The organism is Mesorhizobium sp. WSM4841 (assembly GCF_055811515.1).
Window position 1 is genome coordinate 1 of the sequence record NZ_JBVVQC010000075.1, and the last position, 2,251, is coordinate 2,251.

Sequence of the window (2,251 nt, forward strand, 5' to 3'; positions counted from 1 at the left end):
TTGGCTTCGCTTCCGAGCGAAGCAATGAATCCCTGCCTGAATATCGGCTCCTCGACCGCCCACTTCCGGACGGTGGATTAGTCCCACGTCAATTTGGTTGAAGACATGCTGAAGCCGGCGCTGCAAGAGCAACTGGGGTCGCTCCATCCATCCGCGGTACTCCACCTACTACCGCAGGGCAAAGGGCCGCAAGCGTGGCTCCGTCTCGGGCGGATAGTGGGACTGGAACAGCATGAACATCCAGGTTATCATCCCGGTCCGGAACAGAGCGGCCGTTATTCTGCGCGCTAGAGGGCGCGCTTTCGCGAAGCCTGCCCGAAGGGCGCTTGGACCACCAGCCAGTTCACCGTATGCTATTGATCCTTGGAGTGTTGGTAGATGCATTCAAGATCCGATACGCTCTATATAGGTCCAAAAGGCGCGCAATATTTTGAGCAGCGGGGCAGTAGCCGAACCGATACCGTACAGAAATCTAGAGCAAGGCTTTTTGAGGATTTCAGCAGCCATACGGATGTCGTTCTGGATTTCGGCTGTGGGACAGGCAGTATCCTCTCGTGCTTGCCAGCGGTGAAGCGAATTGGCGTGGAGATCAACGAGACCGCTGCTAAGCAGGCGTCTGCACATTTGGACCTTGTTGTTGGCTCACTTGCGGATATCCCGTCCAGCACGATAGACAAAATTATCAGCTATCACGCTCTCGAGCATGTCGACAGCCCTTCGACGGTGCTCCGAGAAATGTTGCGCGTCCTAAAGCCCTCTGGCGAGATGAAGGTATTCGTACCGTGCGAGATGCCGATCATTGCTCCGCAGCATCGCTCATGGTCAAACAATCCCCACATGCATCTGCATTCGTGGACCCCGCTCACCTTGGGCAATCTGTTTACGGTGCTTGGCTTTGAGGTGACTGCGGCCCGCATGCTTCCGGGTTCTGAAGGTGGAAGGCTCGGTGCGCTCTTTCCGAAGGACTCGGCTCTTCGTAAAGCTGCGGCTTTCTTAAAGGCATGTCGGACGGGAAGGTTTCATACGGCGGTCACCGCGCGCGCTCCTGCTGATTTACAGCACGACAGTTAGAATCACCGTGAAGGGTGGTATTCGGTCGTAAGTCAGCGTGGAATCCAATTGAGCCATGCTGCTTTCTTGGACGTTACGGCTTGCAGGACTTCCACTCCGCATTTCCCGAACAGAAGCGAAGCTCTCAAATAGAGAGTAACGGCAGATAGCGTGCCTATCATAAAAGCCCCGATCGCCAGCACAAGATAGTACGGCGAGCCGGCGAACAGCATCCTGATCGCAGAACCGGCAGCGTAGATGACGGCAGCGAAGACAATTGGCGGGATATGGACGAGCACGAAATCCACGAATGGCAATCCGGTCATGCGGCAGCTAATGAAGGAATAAAGGACGAAAGTCACTAGAATGGCACCCGACACCGCCGCCGCTGCCGCACTCACTCCGTAAGGCGCCGCTAAAAATACGAATGATGTGACAAGCGCCGCATGGAAAATCTGCATGGACGCGCTGCGGTAGCCACTGCCTGTGGCGAGCATAACGGCGCCGCATAATTTAATGCGACCCGGAAATACATTGCCGCGGAAAATACGGCAATCGGAACCAGTGCGTCCACCCATCTAGGGCCGAACATTGTCAGTACGATCTCCTTGGCGAAGCAGCACAGGAACGCGCTGGTTGATAGGGTGAGGGCTGCGGTCAAGGCATAGCCCTTCAGCTGGGCGCTGCGCAGCCTGGCCTCGTCTGTCTGCACTTTTGACAGCAACGGGAAAACGACCGTTCTACTCAGGTTTCCGAATAGATTCGCCGGCATTGCGATTAGAGTGAACGCCCTCGTGTAGATGCCAAGCTCCGCGGTCCCGAGCAAACGCGCGACGATGATCTTGTCCATGTATTGGCCACCGAAGGCCAAAACTCCAGCCAAGGAAAATCCCAGGCTCTGCGTGCGGATCTCGCGGTAGGACTGCAGGTCGAAGCGTGGCTTGGCGAGATATTGTCGCGCGGTGATCAAGTAAATGCCAGAAAGAAAAATTGCCTCGGCCATGGCCGCGATCACCAGAGCCCAGTAGCTCAATCCGAGATAGGCAAGCGGAATAGCCAAGCCGATTCCCCATGCGTTTTCGTGTGGTACGAGTAGCGCTTGCAGTGCTGTCCGGCACGCGGCAATGAAGCGGGCGCGCTCCTGACGATGGTCGACAACCAAAAACACGCGCGCTACGGGTACAGTGACACGAGCCTTTAC

At 56.2% G+C, this 2,251-nt stretch carries 3 protein-coding genes; 1 reads left to right on the plus strand and 2 read right to left on the minus strand.

Going from position 1 to position 2,251, the window contains the following annotated elements:
* Window positions 1–378 precede the first annotated feature (378 nt).
* Window positions 379–1,071, plus strand: a complete 693-nt coding sequence (locus AC0L14_RS34630) for a class I SAM-dependent methyltransferase (protein ID WP_473752210.1) — start codon at window positions 379–381, stop codon at window positions 1,069–1,071.
* A gap of 32 nt (window positions 1,072–1,103) precedes the next feature.
* On the opposite strand, the gene AC0L14_RS34635 is transcribed toward AC0L14_RS34630, so the two are convergent.
* Together AC0L14_RS34635 and AC0L14_RS34640 are read right to left on the minus strand one after the other, a co-directional pair.
* Window positions 1,104–1,511 carry a hypothetical protein gene (locus tag AC0L14_RS34635; protein ID WP_473752211.1) on the minus strand — a complete coding sequence of 136 codons (408 nt, stop codon included), beginning with the start codon at window positions 1,509–1,511 and terminating at the stop codon, window positions 1,104–1,106.
* Window positions 1,466–2,251: oligosaccharide flippase family protein (locus tag AC0L14_RS34640; RefSeq protein WP_473752212.1), on the minus strand; the 786-nt coding region annotated here is incomplete at its 5' end. The genes AC0L14_RS34635 and AC0L14_RS34640, both read right to left, overlap by 46 nt.

What these genes read in the sequence shown, in the direction of transcription:
- AC0L14_RS34635 (WP_473752211.1), bottom strand. Translation starts at nt 1,511, where the DNA reads ATGCAGATTTTCCATGCGGCGCTTGTCACATCATTCGTATTTTTAGCG.
- AC0L14_RS34630 (WP_473752210.1), top strand. Translation starts at nt 379, where the DNA reads ATGCATTCAAGATCCGATACGCTCTATATAGGTCCAAAAGGCGCGCAA.